Origin of the sequence: Pseudomonas sp. SWRI68, assembly GCF_014269165.1 — a bacterium.
Classification (GTDB): domain Bacteria; phylum Pseudomonadota; class Gammaproteobacteria; order Pseudomonadales; family Pseudomonadaceae; genus Aquipseudomonas; species Aquipseudomonas capeferrum.
Genome location: NZ_JABWRU010000004.1, coordinates 185702 through 201181 on the forward strand (window position 1 = coordinate 185702; position 15480 = coordinate 201181).

General features: G+C 65.3%; 8 protein-coding genes. All 8 read right to left on the bottom strand.

Annotated elements, in window-relative coordinates:
- Nucleotides 1-9 precede the first annotated feature (9 nt).
- Entirely contained in the window at nt 10-2193 is a 2184-nt protein-coding gene (yccS, locus tag HU770_RS08970) for a YccS family putative transporter (protein ID WP_186652816.1), read from the bottom strand.
- Nucleotides 2194-2275: 82 nt separating this feature from the next.
- Nucleotides 2276-3457: an NAD(P)/FAD-dependent oxidoreductase gene (locus HU770_RS08975; RefSeq protein WP_186652814.1), complete on the bottom strand. Its 1182-nt coding sequence runs from the start codon at nt 3455-3457 to the stop codon at nt 2276-2278.
- A gap of 101 nt (nt 3458-3558) precedes the next feature.
- The gene (dbpA, locus tag HU770_RS08980; RefSeq protein WP_236643895.1) at nt 3559-4896 is read right to left on the bottom strand and encodes an ATP-dependent RNA helicase DbpA; all 1338 of its coding nucleotides are present in this window, start codon (nt 4894-4896) and stop codon (nt 3559-3561) included.
- Between the two features lie 112 nt (nt 4897-5008).
- Nucleotides 5009-6436: a multidrug transporter subunit MdtD gene (mdtD, locus tag HU770_RS08985; RefSeq protein ID WP_186663505.1), complete on the bottom strand. Its 1428-nt coding sequence runs from the start codon at nt 6434-6436 to the stop codon at nt 5009-5011.
- Nucleotides 6437-6502: 66 nt separating this feature from the next.
- Nucleotides 6503-7834, bottom strand: a complete 1332-nt coding sequence (locus HU770_RS08990) for a TldD/PmbA family protein (protein WP_186663506.1) — start codon at nt 7832-7834, stop codon at nt 6503-6505.
- Nucleotides 7834-9276 (bottom strand): TldD/PmbA family protein, encoded by a 1443-nt coding sequence (locus tag HU770_RS08995; RefSeq protein WP_186663507.1) that lies wholly within the window; start codon nt 9274-9276, stop codon nt 7834-7836. The genes HU770_RS08990 and HU770_RS08995 overlap by 1 nt, the downstream gene beginning before the upstream one ends.
- 31 nt (nt 9277-9307) lie before the next feature.
- Entirely contained in the window at nt 9308-11110 is a 1803-nt protein-coding gene (locus HU770_RS09000; protein WP_186663508.1) for an acyl-CoA dehydrogenase, read from the bottom strand.
- A gap of 272 nt (nt 11111-11382) precedes the next feature.
- Nucleotides 11383-15336, bottom strand: a complete 3954-nt coding sequence (gene putA / locus HU770_RS09005) for a trifunctional transcriptional regulator/proline dehydrogenase/L-glutamate gamma-semialdehyde dehydrogenase (protein ID WP_033701860.1) — start codon at nt 15334-15336, stop codon at nt 11383-11385.
- Between the last annotated feature and the right edge of the window lie 144 nt (nt 15337-15480).

Consider the following 15480-nt stretch of genomic DNA (forward strand, 5'->3'; position numbering starts at 1 on the left):
ACAAAGCACTCAGGCCGTAGGGCTTTCCTTGACCAGGTGCGCCGCCAGCGTGCGCAACGGTGCCAGTTGCCGGCAGATCAGCGCCAGCTGGGTCTGCACCAGCCGCTGATGTTCATCCAGCTCTTCCGGCATCTGCTCCAGGTCGTTGGCCAGCGCCTCTTCGGCATCACTGTGGATGGCGACCGGTAGCCGCGCTGCCAGGCCGTTGGCGATTTCGTCCAGGCTGTTGGCCAGGCTTTGCCCGGCGCCCTCGATCAATTGCTCCTGAACCTCCGCCGGCAGGGCGGTATCACGGTGTGCGCCCAGCCCCGAGAGGTAGCTGAGCAGGGTGTGCGACAACACCAGGAAGCGGAAGCCGACGTCCGCCTCCTTACGGAAGTGCCCTGGCTCCATGAGCATGTTCGCCAGCGTGGTGGACAGCGCTGCATCGGCGTTGTGGGCGTTGCGCCGAGCCAGGCGGTAGGCGAGGTCGTCGCGCTTGCCATGGGCATACTGCTGCATGATCTGGCGCAGGTACACGCTGGCGCAGGCCAAGGTGTTGGCCAACGCCTTGTTCAGGCGCCGGCCTTGCCAGTCGGGCAGGAACAGGAACACCGCCAGAATGGCGATCAGGCTGCCCACCAGGGTATCGAACAGGCGCGGCAGGAACAGGCCGTAGCCGTCGCCGATCTGGTTGAAGCAGAACAGCACCATCAAGGTGATCGCCGCCGTGGCCAGGGTGTAACGGGTCGTCCGGTTGACGAAGAACACCACCCCGGCGACCACGGCGAACATCGACTGGATGATCGGGTTGGGGAACAGGTCGAACAGCGCCCAGCCAACCGTCAGGCCGATGGCCGTGCCGAAAATCCGCTGCACCAGCTTGCGCCGGGTGGCACCGTAGTTGGGTTGGCAGACGAACAGTGTGGTGAGGATGATCCAGTAGCCCTGGGTGGGGTGTATCAGGTGCACCATGCCGTAGCCGATCGACAGTGCCAAGGGCAGGCGCAAGGCATGGCGGAACAGTAGCGAGGTGGGTGTGAGCTGGGTGCGCAGGCGGCTCCAGACGTCCTTCAGGGAGCGTGGCGAACGGTCGAGCAGGCTGCTGTCACTGGCATCGGCCAGGCTGTCCGGGTTGCTGGCGGCACCCAGCAGGCGGTCCAGGGTGGCCAGGTTGGCCGCCAGGGCCCGCAGCGAACGCAGCAGGCTGCGCCAGGCTGGGTTGTTCTGGTTGCGCAGGTGCTCCAAGGAGGCGTTGAGGTCTTCCAGGGTGTCGGCAAATCGGCTGTCGAGGACAAACGGCTGACGCATGCGGATCGAGCGCGCCAGGTCCTGGCAGGCCGAGCCTTGATGGCGCAGCAGGCGCTGGCAGCGGAACATCACATCGCTGTGGAAGAACGCTTCGGCCAGTGCGTTGTAGGGGTAGTGCGAGGCGCTCACCCGCTCGTGGATGTCCTGGGCCAGGAAGTACAGCTTCAGGTAGCGGCTGACCTTGGAATTTGGCTGGCTGTTGCCGACCCGGTGCAGGATGATTTCCTTGGCGGCGTTGAGCGCCGCGACCACCTTGCCGTTTTGCTGGGCCAGTTCCAGGCGCCGGGCCTCCAGGTCGTGGTGGCGGATCGGCTCGAACAGGTTGGCCTTGAGCTTGAGGTAGCGCCCCAGCTCGAAAAACAGCTTGGCCAGGCTTTGCTGTACCGGCTGGTTGGAGAACAGCGCCTGCCACAGCACCGACAGCAGGCCGTACCAGGCTGCGCCCGCCACCAGCAGCATCGGCTCGTGCCAGAAGTCGGTGACCAGGCCGCCGCGTTGGTCCACGCCGATCATGGTGTACACCGCCGTGATCAGCGTTGCCGAGGCGATTGCGCCATAGCGCTCGCCCAAGGCGCCCAGCATGGTCAGGCCGAACGCCGCCAGGGCCAGGGCAATGGCGAACACCCACGGGTAGGGGAACAGCAGCTCCACGGCCAGGGCAGCGATGGCAAAGCACACCAGGGTCACGGCCAGGGCACTGAGACGGCCCTGCCAACTGTCGTCGGTCTCGGCCAGTGCGCTGGCGATGATGCCCAGGAACAACGGGATCAGCAGGGCCATTTCATCCTGGTACCAGCACAAGGCCATGCTGCCGGTGAGGGCGACCGTTACCCGGATGCTATAGCTGAACTTGTCTTGGCCCCACAGGCGACGCAGTGACTGACGGAACGAGCTCGATGACATGATGGCCTTGGGCTGTGATCGAATGAATACATTGCCGCACGGACCAGCAAGAAGCGTTCCGTGCTGCTGAATGGATTCTACTCTACACGAACTGTGCCGCTGCGTTAGCCGATGCCCACGCCCACTGGAAATTGAACCCGCCCAGGTGGCCGGTCACATCCAGCACCTCGCCAATGAAGTACAACCCTGGGCTCTTGAGCGACTCCATGGTCTTGGACGACACCTCGCGGGTATCCACGCCGCCCAAGGTCACCTCGGCGGTGCGATAGCCCTCGGTGCCGGCAGGTACGACCTGCCAGGCCGCCAGTTTGTCGGCGATCTGCGTCAGTTCGGCCGGGGTGTACTGCTTCATCGGCTTCGATTCGAACCACTGCTCGGCCAAGAGGTTGGCCAGCTTGCGGGTGAACACCTCGCCGAGCACGGTCTTGAGCTCTGCATTGGCGCGCTCGGCCTGCTGCTGTTGCAGCCAGGTCAGGGCGTCACGGTCGGGCAGCAGGTTGATCTCCACCGTGTCGCCCGCCTCCCAGAACGAAGAAATCTGCAGGATCGCCGGGCCACTCAGGCCGCGGTGAGTAAACAGCAGGTTTTCGCGGAAATGGGTGCCGTTGCAGCTGGCGGTGCAGTCCAGCGAGGTGCCCGACAGTTCTGTGCACAGTGCCTTGAGTTGGGGCTCGGTGATGGTGAAGGGCACCAGCCCGGCGCGGGTCGGCAGCAGGGTGTGGCCGAACTGGCGAGCCACCTGGTAGCCGAAACCGCTGGCGCCCAGGGTCGGGATCGACAGGCCGCCGGTGGCGATCACCAGCGACTGGCAGGCGAACTGCCCGGCACTGGTCTGCAGCAGGTAGCCGGTTTCGGTCTTTTCGATGTGCGAGATGCTGGTGTCCATGCGCAACTCGGCACCGGCTTCGTCGCACTCGGCCAGCAGCATGTTGAGGATGTCGCTGGCCTTGTTGTCGCAGAACAGCTGGCCGAGCTTTTTCTCGTGGTAGGGCACACCGTGCTTGGCCACCAGCTCGATGAAGTCCCACTGGGTGTAGCGGGCCAGGGCCGACTTGCAGAAATGCGCGTTGTGCGAGAGGAAGTTGGCCGGCTCGGTGTACATGTTGGTGAAGTTGCAGCGCCCGCCGCCGGACATGAGGATCTTCTTGCCTGGCTTGTTAGCGTGGTCGAGCAGCAGCACCCGGCGGCCACGGCGGGCGCTGAGCTGGGCGCACATCAGGCCGGCGGCGCCGGCGCCGAGGATGATCACGTCGGTGGAATGCACGGGGTACCTCTTGGAGATTGCTGGGCTGCGGCAGGGATATGCATGCCCCTGTAGGAGCGGCCTTGTGTCGCGAACGGGCCGCAAAGCGGCCCCAAAGGATTTCAGAGAATACGAACTTTCAGAACGCGGCCCTTGATCTTGCCGCTGTTCAGCCGCTGCATGGCCTGCTTGGCCAGTGCTCGCTCCACCGCCACAAAGGCCTGGAAGTCGAAGATGGCGATCTTGCCCACCTGCTTGCCCGGGATGCCGGCATCACCGGTCAGTGCACCCAGGATGTCACCCGGGCGCAGCTTGTCCTTGCGCCCGGCAGCGATGCACAAGGTGCTCATCACCGGCAGCAGCGGCTCACCGCCCTTGTTTTTCAGGCTGTCGAGCTGGTCCCAGCGCAACGGGCTCTTCTGCAGTGCCTCGATGGCCTGGGCGCGATGCCCTTCGGCCGGGGCCACCAGGCTGACCGCAACGCCTTTCTCACCCGCACGGCCGGTGCGGCCGACACGGTGCACATGGATTTCGGCATCCCGCGCCAGTTCGACGTTGAGCACCATGTCCAGGCCGTCGATGTCCAGGCCGCGTGCGGCCACGTCGGTCGCCACCAGCACCGAGCTGCTGCGGTTGGCGAACATCGCCAGCACCTGGTCGCGGTCGCGCTGTTCGAGGTCACCGTGCAGGGCCTGGGCGACGATACCTTTGGCGGTGAGGTGGGCGACCACGTCTTCGCACTGCTGCTTGGTGAAGCAGAACGCCACGCACGATTGTGGGCGGTAGTGGCCGAGCACGCGGGTCACCGCATCCAGCCGCTGCTGCGCGTCGATTTCGATGAAGCGTTGTTCGATCTGGTTGTCGGTGTGCAGGCTCTCGACCTTGACCTGCTGCGGCTTGCGCATGAAGTCTGCGGCCAGTTGCTCGATGCCGGCCGGGTAGGTGGCCGAGAACAGCAGGGTCTGGCGACGCGCCGGGGTCTTGCCGATGATGCTGGCGATGGCGTCGAAGAAGCCCATGTCGAGCATGCGGTCGGCTTCGTCCAGCACCAGGGTGTTGAGCCCGTCGAGTACCAGCGTGCCCTTTTCCAGGTGCTGCTGGATGCGCCCCGGGGTGCCGACGATGATGTGCGCACCGTGCTCCAGCGAGGCAATCTGCGGGCCGAGCGAGACGCCGCCGCACAGGGTCAGGATCTTGATGTTGTCCTCGGCACGGGCCAGGCGGCGCAGCTCTTTGGCGACCTGGTCAGCGAGCTCGCGGGTCGGGCACAGCACCAGTGCCTGGCAACCGAAGTAACGCGGGTTGATCGGGTTCAGCAGGCCGATGCCGAACGCAGCGGTCTTGCCGCTGCCGGTCTTGGCCTGGGCGATCAGGTCCTGGCCCCTGAGGATGACCGGCAGGCTCTGGGCCTGGATCGGCGTCATCGAGGCGTAGCCGAGGGCGTCCAGGTTGGCCAGCATGGCGGCGGACAGCGGCAGAGTGGCAAAGGCGGTGGTTTCGGTGGTCACGAGGCGGGCCTGTGTAGCGAAGCGAAAAATGCCGCACAGTCTACCAGCCTCGTGGCCATTCGCCCTACGACTCCATGTGTTGTTCCGGACGACGGGCACGCCTTCCGTCTGTCGGCGCCAGTTGCAGGAAGATCGCCGCTGCCAGCATCGACATGATGCCGATGGTGACGAAGGTCAGCTGGAACGCACCCAAGGTGCTTTCCACGCCTTCGGCACTGCCCGCGGCGGTGAAGCCGCCGAGCAATGCCCCGGCGCAGGCCACGCCCAGGCTAAGGGCCAGCTGGGCGACCACCGACAGCAGGCTGTTGCCGCTGCTGGCGCTGGCATCGTCGAGGTCGATCAGGGTCACCGTGTTCATGGCCGTGAACTGCATGGAGTTGACCGCGCCGAGCAGGCCAAGGTGTATCAGCAGTACGGCGTAGGGCGTTTGTTCATCAATCAGCCCCAGGCTGGCCAGCATCAGCCCCAGCAACAGGGTGTTGCCGGTGAGGATGATGCGGTAGCCAAGGCGCTCGATCAGCGGCCGGGCAATGGATTTGGCGAGCATCGCCGCCGCTGCCAGCGGGATCATGCTCATGCCGGCCTGGGCCGGCGAATAGCCCAGCGCCACCTGCAACAGCAAGGGCACCAGGAAGGGCAGGGCACCGCTGCCCAGGCGGGCGAACAGGTTGCCGAGGATGCCGATGGCAAAGGTGCGTACACGGAACAGGCTGGGCGAGAACAGCGGCTCTGGGTCGCGCCCGGCACGCAGCCAGTACGCGGCCAGGCAGGCCATGCCGGCGAACAGCAGCAACATTACCCGCAGGTGTGGCAAGTGCAGCTCGCCCAAGCCTTCCATGGCGATGGTGATCAGCACCATCGCCGCGCCGAACAGCAGAAAACCCGGGCCATCGAAGCTGGTGCGCTCGGCACCGCGCAGGTCGGGGATGAACTTCCACACGGCATAGCAACCGATGGCGCCCACCGGCAGGTTGAGCAGGAAGATCCAGTGCCAGCTGAGAATCTCCACCAGCCAGCCGCCGACCGTAGGGCCGAGCAGAGGGCCGAGCAGGCCGGGGATGGTGATGAAACTCATGATGCGCACCAGTTCGGTGCGTGGATAGGCGCGCAGCACCACCAGCCGCCCGACCGGCAGCATCAGCGCGCCGCCCAGGCCCTGGACGACCCGCGCCAGGATCAGAAAGCCCAGGCTGTTGGCGGCCGCGCACAGCAGCGAGCCAAAGCTGAACAACAGGATGGCGCTGAAGAAGATGCGCTTGGTGCCGAAGCGGTCGGCGATCCAGCCGGAGGCGGGGATCAGCAAGGCCACGGTGAGCATATAGGCGATGATCACGCCTTGCATGCGCAGCGGGTCCTCTTCCAGCGAGCGGGCCATGGCCGGCAGCGCGGTGTTGAGGATGGTGCCGTCCAGGGACTGCATGAAGAAAGCGATGGCCACTACCCACGGGATCCAGCGGGCGGTGACGGGGTCGAGCGGGGTGCGTTCGGGCATGACGTCCTCGTTTGTCAGTACCGGCCTCTTCGCGGGCTTGCCCCGCGAAGAGGCCAGCAACGCCAATCACAATGTCAGGGTAAGGCCTTTGACCAGAGCCCCCGGCAAATGACTCGACCCGGTACTGCGCTGTCCATAGGTACTGGTGGAAAGGATCATCTCGCGCTCGCGGGTCAGGTCTTCCAGTTGGTTGCCCAGCAGGCTGTACAGGCTGTCATCGAAGCGCATGGTGCTCACCGGCCCCTGAATCTCGCCATTCTCTACCCAGAAGGTGGCAAAGCGGGTCAGGCCGGTCATGCGCGCCGCTGGCAGGTCCGAGTAGTTCAGGTACCAAAGGTTACTGATATACAGCCCGGTGCCAAGCCGTTCGAGGATCGCCTCACTGGCCAGGTTGCCCGCCGCCAGGCTCAAGGCGCAGGGCGACTCGTAGCTGTCGGCGCCATTGGCCTGCAGTGCGAACTCGGCCGCGCTACGCGCGCTGATCAAACGCTGCACGGCCTGGCCTTGGGTGATCAGCGGCACATCGAGGCGCGGTGAACCCTCATCCGAGAACGCCGGGCTCAGCGAGCCGCTGACCTGCTCGTCGAAGCTGACCAGCGGGCTCAAGCGGGCATCGCCGTTGTACAGGCGTTGCAGGGCGCTGTTGCCGGTGGCCAGCGCCTGCGCGGAAAAACCGCCCCAGCACAGCATGCCGGCAATCTCGTCCATGGCCGCAGGCGCCAGGTAGGCGCGGTAGCTGCCCGGCTTCAAGGTAATCGCCGGGCGGCCGAGGAAGGCCAGCTGTTCGCGGGCCTGGCGCAGGCGAGCGGTGAAGTCGTCGGCGTGCCACACCTGCCCGGCATAGTTGGCTTTCACTGCTTGGCCGTTGCTGTGGAACAGGCTCCAGTCCATGTTGAAACTGTTGGCCTGGTGCCAGCCGAAGGCGCCGAACGAGCTGGCGAAACCGCGACAGATCGGCCCGGCGGCATAGATGCCGACCAAGTCCAGGTCGCCGGCTTCACGTTCGATCAGGGCAAGGACCTCATCCAGCTCCGGCAGCGGGTGATCCTGCTGGCTATGGCTGTGCCATGGGGTATCGTCCAGGCGCAGGTAGGGGTCGACCGGCAACAGCGGCAGGGTCTGGCGCAGTTGGCTGAGGGCATCGGCCAGGCGCGTGCGGTCCAGCACGGCATCATCGCCGAGGGTGATCTGCTGCTCGGCCTGGCGGCCGTCACGCATCAGGCGCACTTGCACGCTGGCCTGGCTGACCTCGCCGGCCTGGCGCACCTGGGCGTGGTTGAAGCGGATGAACTGCGACTGTTCGGCGCTGTAACCAAGGGTGAACTGCTCGCCCACCTGAAGGGTATCGCGCAGGGCGCCAAGCAGGGTTTCGAAGCGTTGCTGGGGTGTGGCGCTCATCAGGCATCGCCTCCGAATACGTCGATCTGGCGGAACACGCAGGCCGGCGAGGCGTGGCCGACCCGTACCACCTGGTTGGGTTCGCCTTTGCCGCAGTTGGGCGTGCCCAGCACCTGGAAGGTGCTGCGGTCGCCGACTGCCGACAGGTTGCGCCAGAACTGCGCCGAGATGCCGCGGTAGTTGGGGTTTTTGACGACGCCCTTGAGTTCGCCGTTCTCGATCAGTTGGCCCCACTCGCAGCCGAACTGGAACTTGTTGCGTGCATCGTCGATGGACCACGAGCGGTTGGTGCGCATCAGGATGCCGTGCTCGACGCCCTTGACCAATTGTGCCAGCGAGCGGTCGCCTGGCTCGATGTTGAGGTTGGCCATGCGGTCGATCGGTGCGCGGTTCCAGCCACAGGCACGGCTGTTGGCCACGCCGTCCAGGCCCGAGCGGAACTGCGACAGGGCGCCGCCCAGTGGGCGCAGCAGCAAGCCGTCGCGGATCAGGAATTGCTTGCTGGCCTGGGTGCCGTCATCGTCGTAGCTGTAGCTGGCCAGCTCTTCACCGATGGTCGGGTCGAAGGTCACGTTGAGCAGCGCCGAGCCGTATTGCAGGTGGCCGAAGTCGCTGGCTTTGACGAAGCTGGTGCCGGCGTAGTTGCGCTCGTCGCCGAGAATGCGGTCCATCTCCAGTGGGTGGCCGATGGACTCGTGAATCTGCAGCATCATCTGGTCGGGCATCAGCAGCAGGTCGCGCGGGCCGCTGGGTGTATTGGGTGCCAGCAACAGTTGCAGCGCTTCGTCGGCGACGCGACTGGCGGCGCCGACCAGGCCACAGCGCTCGACGATCTCGAAACCGCCCTGCTGGCCGAAGTTGTCCCGGCCCAGGCTGCGGCTCTGGCTGTCCTGGCCGTCGCTGGCGGTCACGCTCAGGCCTGGGAACAGGAAACGCTGGGCGTGGCGCAGTTTGGCGCCGGCAGAGTTGAGGTAGGTTTGCTCGACCACGCTCATGCCCAGGCCGGCCTGCCAGTCCACCAGGCGGCTGTCCTTGGGCACGCTGGCCGATTCGGCGGCGAGCAGGCCGAGGCAGTCGGCAAGGCTGGGCAAGGGTTGATCGAAGTGGGGCGAAACGTGGTCGTGGCGCGCGCTGGTCACCGGTTGCTCGCGCAGGTCCAGCAGGCTATGCCCGGCGATCTGCCGGGCCAGGGCTTCGGCGCGTTCGAGTGCCTGTTGCAGGCCGTGCTGGGACAAGTCTGCGGTGGCTGCATAAGCCTCCACGCCATTGACCCGCACGGTGAGCATGGCGCCCTCGTCCTGGCTGAAGAACGGTGGCTCGGTCACATTGCGGCGCACCGACAGCGCCTGGTGCGACTGTTTCACATGGCGCAGGGAAAACAATTCCGCCGTGCTGCGCAGCGCGGCGAAGCGCTGGCGCAGCAGGGCGCTGGAATCGAACATGCGGGAACCTCCGAGTCAGTGGTGGCTCCCCCTAGAACCACTCCTCTTGCATGCTCAGGCACGTATCGTCGCGGGCCTCGAGCAATGCCAGCTCATTATGGCAGCCAGGCACTTCCCAGGTGAGGAAATAACGGGCGGCCTGCAGTTTGCCCTGGTAGAAGTCGCGGTCTGCGGCATTGCCCTTGAGCAGGCCAAGTTCAGCGTGGAGGGCTTGCTCCAGCCAGCGCCAACCGATCACGCAATGGCCGAACGCCTTCAGGTACAGGGCCGAGTTGGCCAGGGCGGCATTGACCTTGCCTTGGGCGAGATCGCCCAGCAGGGCGAGGGTGACGGCCTGCAGGCGATTGACCAGTTGCTCCAGTGGCTGGCGCAGGGTGTCGAGGCCGGGGTGGTGGCTGGCGCGCTCGGCCGTGCTGGCGATCAGGCGGATCAGTTGCTTGAGCCCGGCGCCGTTGTGTTGTGCCAGTTTGCGGCCGAGCAGGTCGAGTGACTGGATGCCCTCAGTGCCCTCGTGGATCGGGTTCAGGCGGTTGTCGCGGTAGTACTGCTCGACCGGGTATTCGCGGGTGTAGCCGTGCCCGCCGAGGATCTGGATGGCCAGTTCGTTAGCTTTGAGGCCGTACGCCGACGGCCAGGATTTGACGATCGGGGTCAGCAGGTCGAGCAGTGTCTGGGCCTGTTGCCGGGTGCTCTGGTCGTCGGCGGTCTGGGTGTCGTCGAACAGGCGCGCGGCGTACAGGCCCAGGTCGAAGGCGCCTTCCACGTAGGCTTTTTGGGTCAGCAGCATGCGCTTCACGTCGCTGTGCCCAATGATAGGGACGGCGGGGCTCTGCGGGTCCTTGCTGTCTGGCAGGCGCCCCTGCGGCCGTTGGCGCGCGTATTCCAGCGAATACAGGTAGCCGGCGTAACCGAGCATCACTGCGCCCATGCCGACGCCGATACGTGCCTCGTTCATCATCTGGAACATGCAGGCCAGGCCCTGGTGCGGCTGGCCGACCAGGTAGCCGACGCACTGGCCGTTGTCACCGAAGTTGAGCGCGGTAGAGGTGGTGCCGCGCCAGCCCATCTTGTGGAACAGGCCAGCCAGCAGCACGTCGTTGCGTTCGCCACGGCTGCCATCCGGATTGACCAGGTACTTGGGCACGATGAACAGGGAGATGCCCTTCACCCCAGGTGGAGCGTCCGGCAGCTTGGCCAGGACCATGTGCACGATGTTTTCCGACAGTTCGTGGTCGCCGCCGGAGATGAAGATCTTGTTGCCCTTGAGCCGGTAGCTGCCATCGCCCGCGGGTTCGGCGCGGGTGCGGATATCGGCCAGTGAAGACCCAGCATGCGGTTCGGTCAGGGCCATGGTGCCGAAGTAGCGGCCTTCGATCATCGGCTGCAGGAACAGGCGCTTTTGCTCCTCGCTGCCGAAGCTTTCGATCAGGTTGGCCGCGCCCATGGTCAGGAACGGGTAGGCCGTAGTGCCGGCGTTGGCAGCCTGGAAGTGGGCGAAGCAGGCTTGCGAGACCAGGCTGGGCAGCTGCATGCCGCCGGCTTCGAAGTCGCGGTTGGCGTTGAGAAACCCCGCATCGAGGAAGGCATCGACTGCCGGTTTGACCTCCGGGATCAGCTCGGCGCGGCCGTCCACATAGCGCGGCTCGTTTTCGTCGGCCTTGCGGTTGTGGGGCGCGAAGTACTTTTCGGCGATGGTGCGGGCGGTGGTCAGGGCCGCGTCGAAGGTTTCGCGGCTGTGCTCGGCGAAGCGCGGGCGCTGGGTCAGGGCTTCGGCGTCGAGCACTTCGTAGAGTTCGAAGGCGAGGTTGCGGGGGCTGAGCAGGGTCTCGGGCATCGGGGCGGTCCTTGGGCGGGGTTGGACCGAGTCTAGGATTTAAATAGGGGTGGGAGACAGGTTAATAGGTGGGGGTGATATGGGTTTAGAAGGTGTGGGGGCGGGCAGGCGCTAGCCGTGACGTATTGGCTGGTCCTCAGATCCAGCGCCGCCCGCGCGGCGCTCGATCTCGAGCGCGCCCGGGAAGCCAGTGGCATGCACCTGGTGGCCGTAACACCAAACCCATAAAAAAAGGAGAGCCTAAGCTCTCCTTCTTCACCAACCGTCAGCTATCAACCAATGGTCATCAAGCTGGCATTACCACCAGCAGCAGCGGTATTCACACTCACCGCCCGCTCGATCACCAAGCGCTCCAGCGCAATCTGATGATCCCCGCTGGACAACCCGTGCACCCCGACGATCGCCCCGGCGCGCTTGGCCACCTGCTGGCAAACGCCACGCAGCTGGTCCGAGTCACCATGGTGGATCACGGCATCGAACGCCACGTCATCCTTGTTCCAGTCCGCCACCAGCTTGACCTTGCCCTGCAGCTCCTTCGGCAGGCGGCCGCGCAGGCCTTTGCCTGGCTCGCCATCCACCCACACCGCCGAGCTGCCAACGGCCAGCACCGCGGCAAACTGCGCCAGCAGGTCAGCCTCGTTGTCCGCCAGGCACAGCACGTGCTCGCGCGGCAGGATGGTGTAGCTGTTGCGCTCGCCGGTAGGCCCTGGCAGCAGGCGGGCGATGCCGCTCTGCGACTGGCCGGCGAACTGTGTGCACAGCGCGGCCAGGTCGGCCTGCTGGTTGCTCTCGGCCCAGGCCTTGAGACTGTGCAGCGGCTTGATCAACTGCTCGTGCAGGGTACGGTCCGGCTTGCCTTCGCCATCCTGAAGCTGGAAGTGACGGCCAATCGCGTCAGCCGGGCGGGTCGACAGCAGGCGGTACAGGTACAGCGGGCCACCAGCTTTCGGGCCGGTACCAGACAGGCCTTCACCACCGAACGGCTGCACGCCCACCACCGCACCAACGATGTTGCGGTTGACGTACATGTTGCCGGCGTTGGCGTTCTCCACCACCTTGGCGATGGTCTCGTCGATGCGGGTGTGCACGCCGAGGGTCAGGCCGTAGCCGGAGTTGTTGATCTGCTCGATCAACTGGTCGAGGTTGCGGCGGTTGTAGCGCACCACGTGCAGCACCGGGCCGAAGATCTCGCGCTTGAGCTCATCGAAGCTGTCCAGCTCGATCAGGGTCGGCATGACGAAGGTGCCGCGCTTGACCTCGCCAGCATCGGCGATGGCGACCTGGTACACCGAGCGGCCCTTTTCACGCATGCCCTGGATGTGTTTTTCGATACCCGCCTTGGCTTCGGCGTCAATCACCGGGCCAATGTCCACGGCCAGGCGGTCCGGGTTGCCCAGGCGGTTTTCGGCCATGGCACCCTTGAGCATTTCGATCACGCGGTCGGCAGAATCTTCCTGCAGGCACAGTACGCGCAGGGCCGAGCAACGCTGGCCGGCGCTGTCGAAGGCCGAGGACACCACGTCGATCACCACCTGCTCGGTCAGCGCCGAGGAGTCGACGATCATCGCGTTCTGGCCGCCGGTTTCGGCGATCAGCGGGATCGGCCGGCCCTGGTTGTCCAGGCGCCCGGCGACGTTGCGCTGCAGCAGACGGGCGACTTCGGTGGAGCCGGTGAACATCACGCCTTTGACGCGCTCGTCACCGACCAGGCCAGCACCCACGGTCTCGCCACGGCCTGGCAGCAGTTGCAGGACGCCTTCGGGAATGCCGGCCTCAAGCAGCAGGCGCACGGCCTGGGCCGCGATCAGCGGGGTCTGTTCGGCAGGCTTGGCCAAGACCGGGTTACCGGCCGCCAGGGCAGCGGCCACCTGGCCGGTGAAGATCGCCAGTGGGAAGTTCCACGGGCTGATGCAGACCACCGGGCCCAGCGGGCGGTGGGCGTCGTTGCTGAAGTCGTTGCGTGCCTGCACTGCGTAGTAGCGCAGGAAGTCCACGGCCTCGCGCACTTCGGCGATGGCGTTGGCGAAGGTCTTGCCGGCTTCGCGGATGAGCAGGCCCATCAGCGGCTGGATCTCGGCTTCCATCAGGTCGGCAGTGCGCTCAAGGATCGCAGCGCGCTCGGCGGGCGGGGTGGCCTGCCAGATCGGCGCGGCGTTGAGTGCGCACTGGATGGCGTTGTCGACGTCGGCAACGGTGGCTTCCTGAACATGGCCGACCACGTCGCGGTGGTCTGCCGGGTTCAGTACCGGTGCTACGGCAGCTTCACTGGCGGCGCAGGCCAGCAGCGGGGTGGCTTTCCAGTCGTTATGGGCGGTGGCCAGCATGGCGCAGGACAGCGACGCCAGGCGGTGTTCGTTGGCCATGTCGATACCGGCCGAGTTGGCCCGCTCGCTGCCATACAGCTCACGCGGCAGCGGAATGCGCGGGTGCGGCAGGCCGAGGCTGCCTTCCTGGGTGCCCATGCGCTCGATGCTGGCGACCGGGTCGGCGACCAGTTCCTGGATGGAAATGGAATGGTCGGCAATGCGGTTGACGAACGAGGTGTTGGCGCCGTTCTCCAGCAAGCGGCGGACCAGGTAGGCCAGCAGCGTTTCGTGGGTGCCGACCGGCGCGTACACGCGGCACGGGCGGTTAAGCTTGCCTTCGGAGATCTTGCCGACCACTTGTTCGTACAGTGGCTCGCCCATGCCGTGCAGGCACTGGAACTCGTACTGGCCTGGGTAATAGTTCTGGCCGGCGATGTGGTAGATGGCCGACAGGGTGTGGGCGTTGTGCGTGGCGAACTGCGGGTAGATGGCTTCGGGCACTGCCAGCAGCTTGCGTGCACAGGCAACGTAGGAAACGTCGGTGTACACCTTGCGGGTATAGACCGGGTAGCCTTCCAGGCCTTCAACCTGGGCGCGCTTGATCTCGCTGTCCCAGTAGGCGCCTTTCACCAGGCGGATCATCAGGCGGTGGCGGCTGCGCTTGGCCAGGTCGATGACATAGTCGATGACGTACGGGCAGCGCTTCTGGTAGGCCTGGATAACGAAACCAATGCCGTTCCAGCCAGCCAGCGAAGGTTCGAAGCACAGGCGCTCGAGCAGGTCGAGCGACAGCTCGAGGCGGTCGGCCTCTTCGGCGTCGATGTTCAGGCCGATGTCGTATTGCTTGGCCAGCAGGGTCAGCGACAGCAGGCGCGGGTACAGCTCTTCCATCACGCGCTCGTACTGGGCGCGGCTGTAGCGTGGGTGCAGCGCCGACAGCTTGATCGAGATGCCCGGGCCTTCATAGATGCCGCGGCCATGGGAGGCTTTGCCGATCGAGTGGATGGCCTGCTCGTAGGACGCCAGGTACTTCTGGGCATCGTGCTCGGTCAGTGCGGCTTCGCCGAGCATGTCGTAGGAATAACGGAAACCCTTGGCCTCGAAACGGCTGGCGTTGGCCAGGGCTTCGGCGATGGTTTCGCCGGTGACAAACTGCTCGCCCATCAGGCGCATCGCCATGTCGACGCCCTTGCGGATCATCGGCTCGCCGCTTTTGCCGATGATGCGGGTAAGCGACGAGGTCAGGCCGGACTCATTATGGGTAGACACCAGCTTGCCGGTCAGCAACAGCCCCCAGGTGGCGGCGTTGACGAACAGCGACGGGCTGTTGCCCAGGTGCGGCTGCCAGTTGCCGTTGCTGATCTTGTCGCGGATCAGCGCGTCACGGGTGCCTTTGTCGGGGATGCGCAGCAAGGCTTCGGCCAGGCACATCAGCGCCACGCCTTCCTGGGACGACAGCGAGAACTCTTGCAGCAGCCCTTGGACGATGCCGGCACGCCCGCCTGCGCTCTTCTGGTTGCGCAGTTTCTCGGCGATGCCGGCGGCCAGTTTGTTGGTGGCCTCTGCCAGCGGCGCGCTCAGGCGAGCCTGCTCCAGCAGCATCGGGATGACTTCCTGCTCGGGGCGGCGATAGGCGGCAGTGATGGCCGAACGCAGGACCGATTGCGGCAGGATGCTCTCGGCGAACTCAAGGAAGCACTGGTGAGCATGGTCGGGCTGGATTTCGCCCGCGTCGTCGGCCAGGTTGCTGGCCTGACCGTTCAGTTCGGTCAGGGTGGCGCCACCCTCGAGCTTCTCCAGGTAGTTGAAGATCGCTTGCTTGATCAACCAGTGCGGCGTGCGGTCGATGGACTGCGCAGCTGCTTTGAGTCGCTCACGGGTAGGGTCATCAAGTTTGACCCCAAGGGTGGTCGTCGCCATTTCTTATCCTCGTTATTGCCACGGTTGTGGCCTAAGCTGATGCCAAGAGTATCTGTAGGGCAATTCGGGTGCAACCAGGTGCAACCCGTTTTTTTGGCAGAAAAGGTGCAACTCGTCCGGCGAACATTCCTACACTGAATAAAG

Bases quoted from the DNA above. Each gene is read 5' to 3' on its own strand.
- yccS (WP_186652816.1), bottom strand. From the start codon at position 2,193: ATGTCATCGAGCTCGTTCCGTCAGTCACTGCGTCGCCTGTGGGGCCAA.
- dbpA (WP_236643895.1), bottom strand. From the start codon at position 4,896: ATGCTGGCCAACCTGGACGCCCTCGGCTACGCCTCGATGACGCCGATC.
- mdtD (WP_186663505.1), bottom strand. From the start codon at position 6,436: ATGCCCGAACGCACCCCGCTCGACCCCGTCACCGCCCGCTGGATCCCG.
- HU770_RS08990 (WP_186663506.1), bottom strand. From the start codon at position 7,834: ATGAGCGCCACACCCCAGCAACGCTTCGAAACCCTGCTTGGCGCCCTG.
- HU770_RS08995 (WP_186663507.1), bottom strand. From the start codon at position 9,276: ATGTTCGATTCCAGCGCCCTGCTGCGCCAGCGCTTCGCCGCGCTGCGC.
- HU770_RS09000 (WP_186663508.1), bottom strand. From the start codon at position 11,110: ATGCCCGAGACCCTGCTCAGCCCCCGCAACCTCGCCTTCGAACTCTAC.
- putA (WP_033701860.1), bottom strand. From the start codon at position 15,336: ATGGCGACGACCACCCTTGGGGTCAAACTTGATGACCCTACCCGTGAG.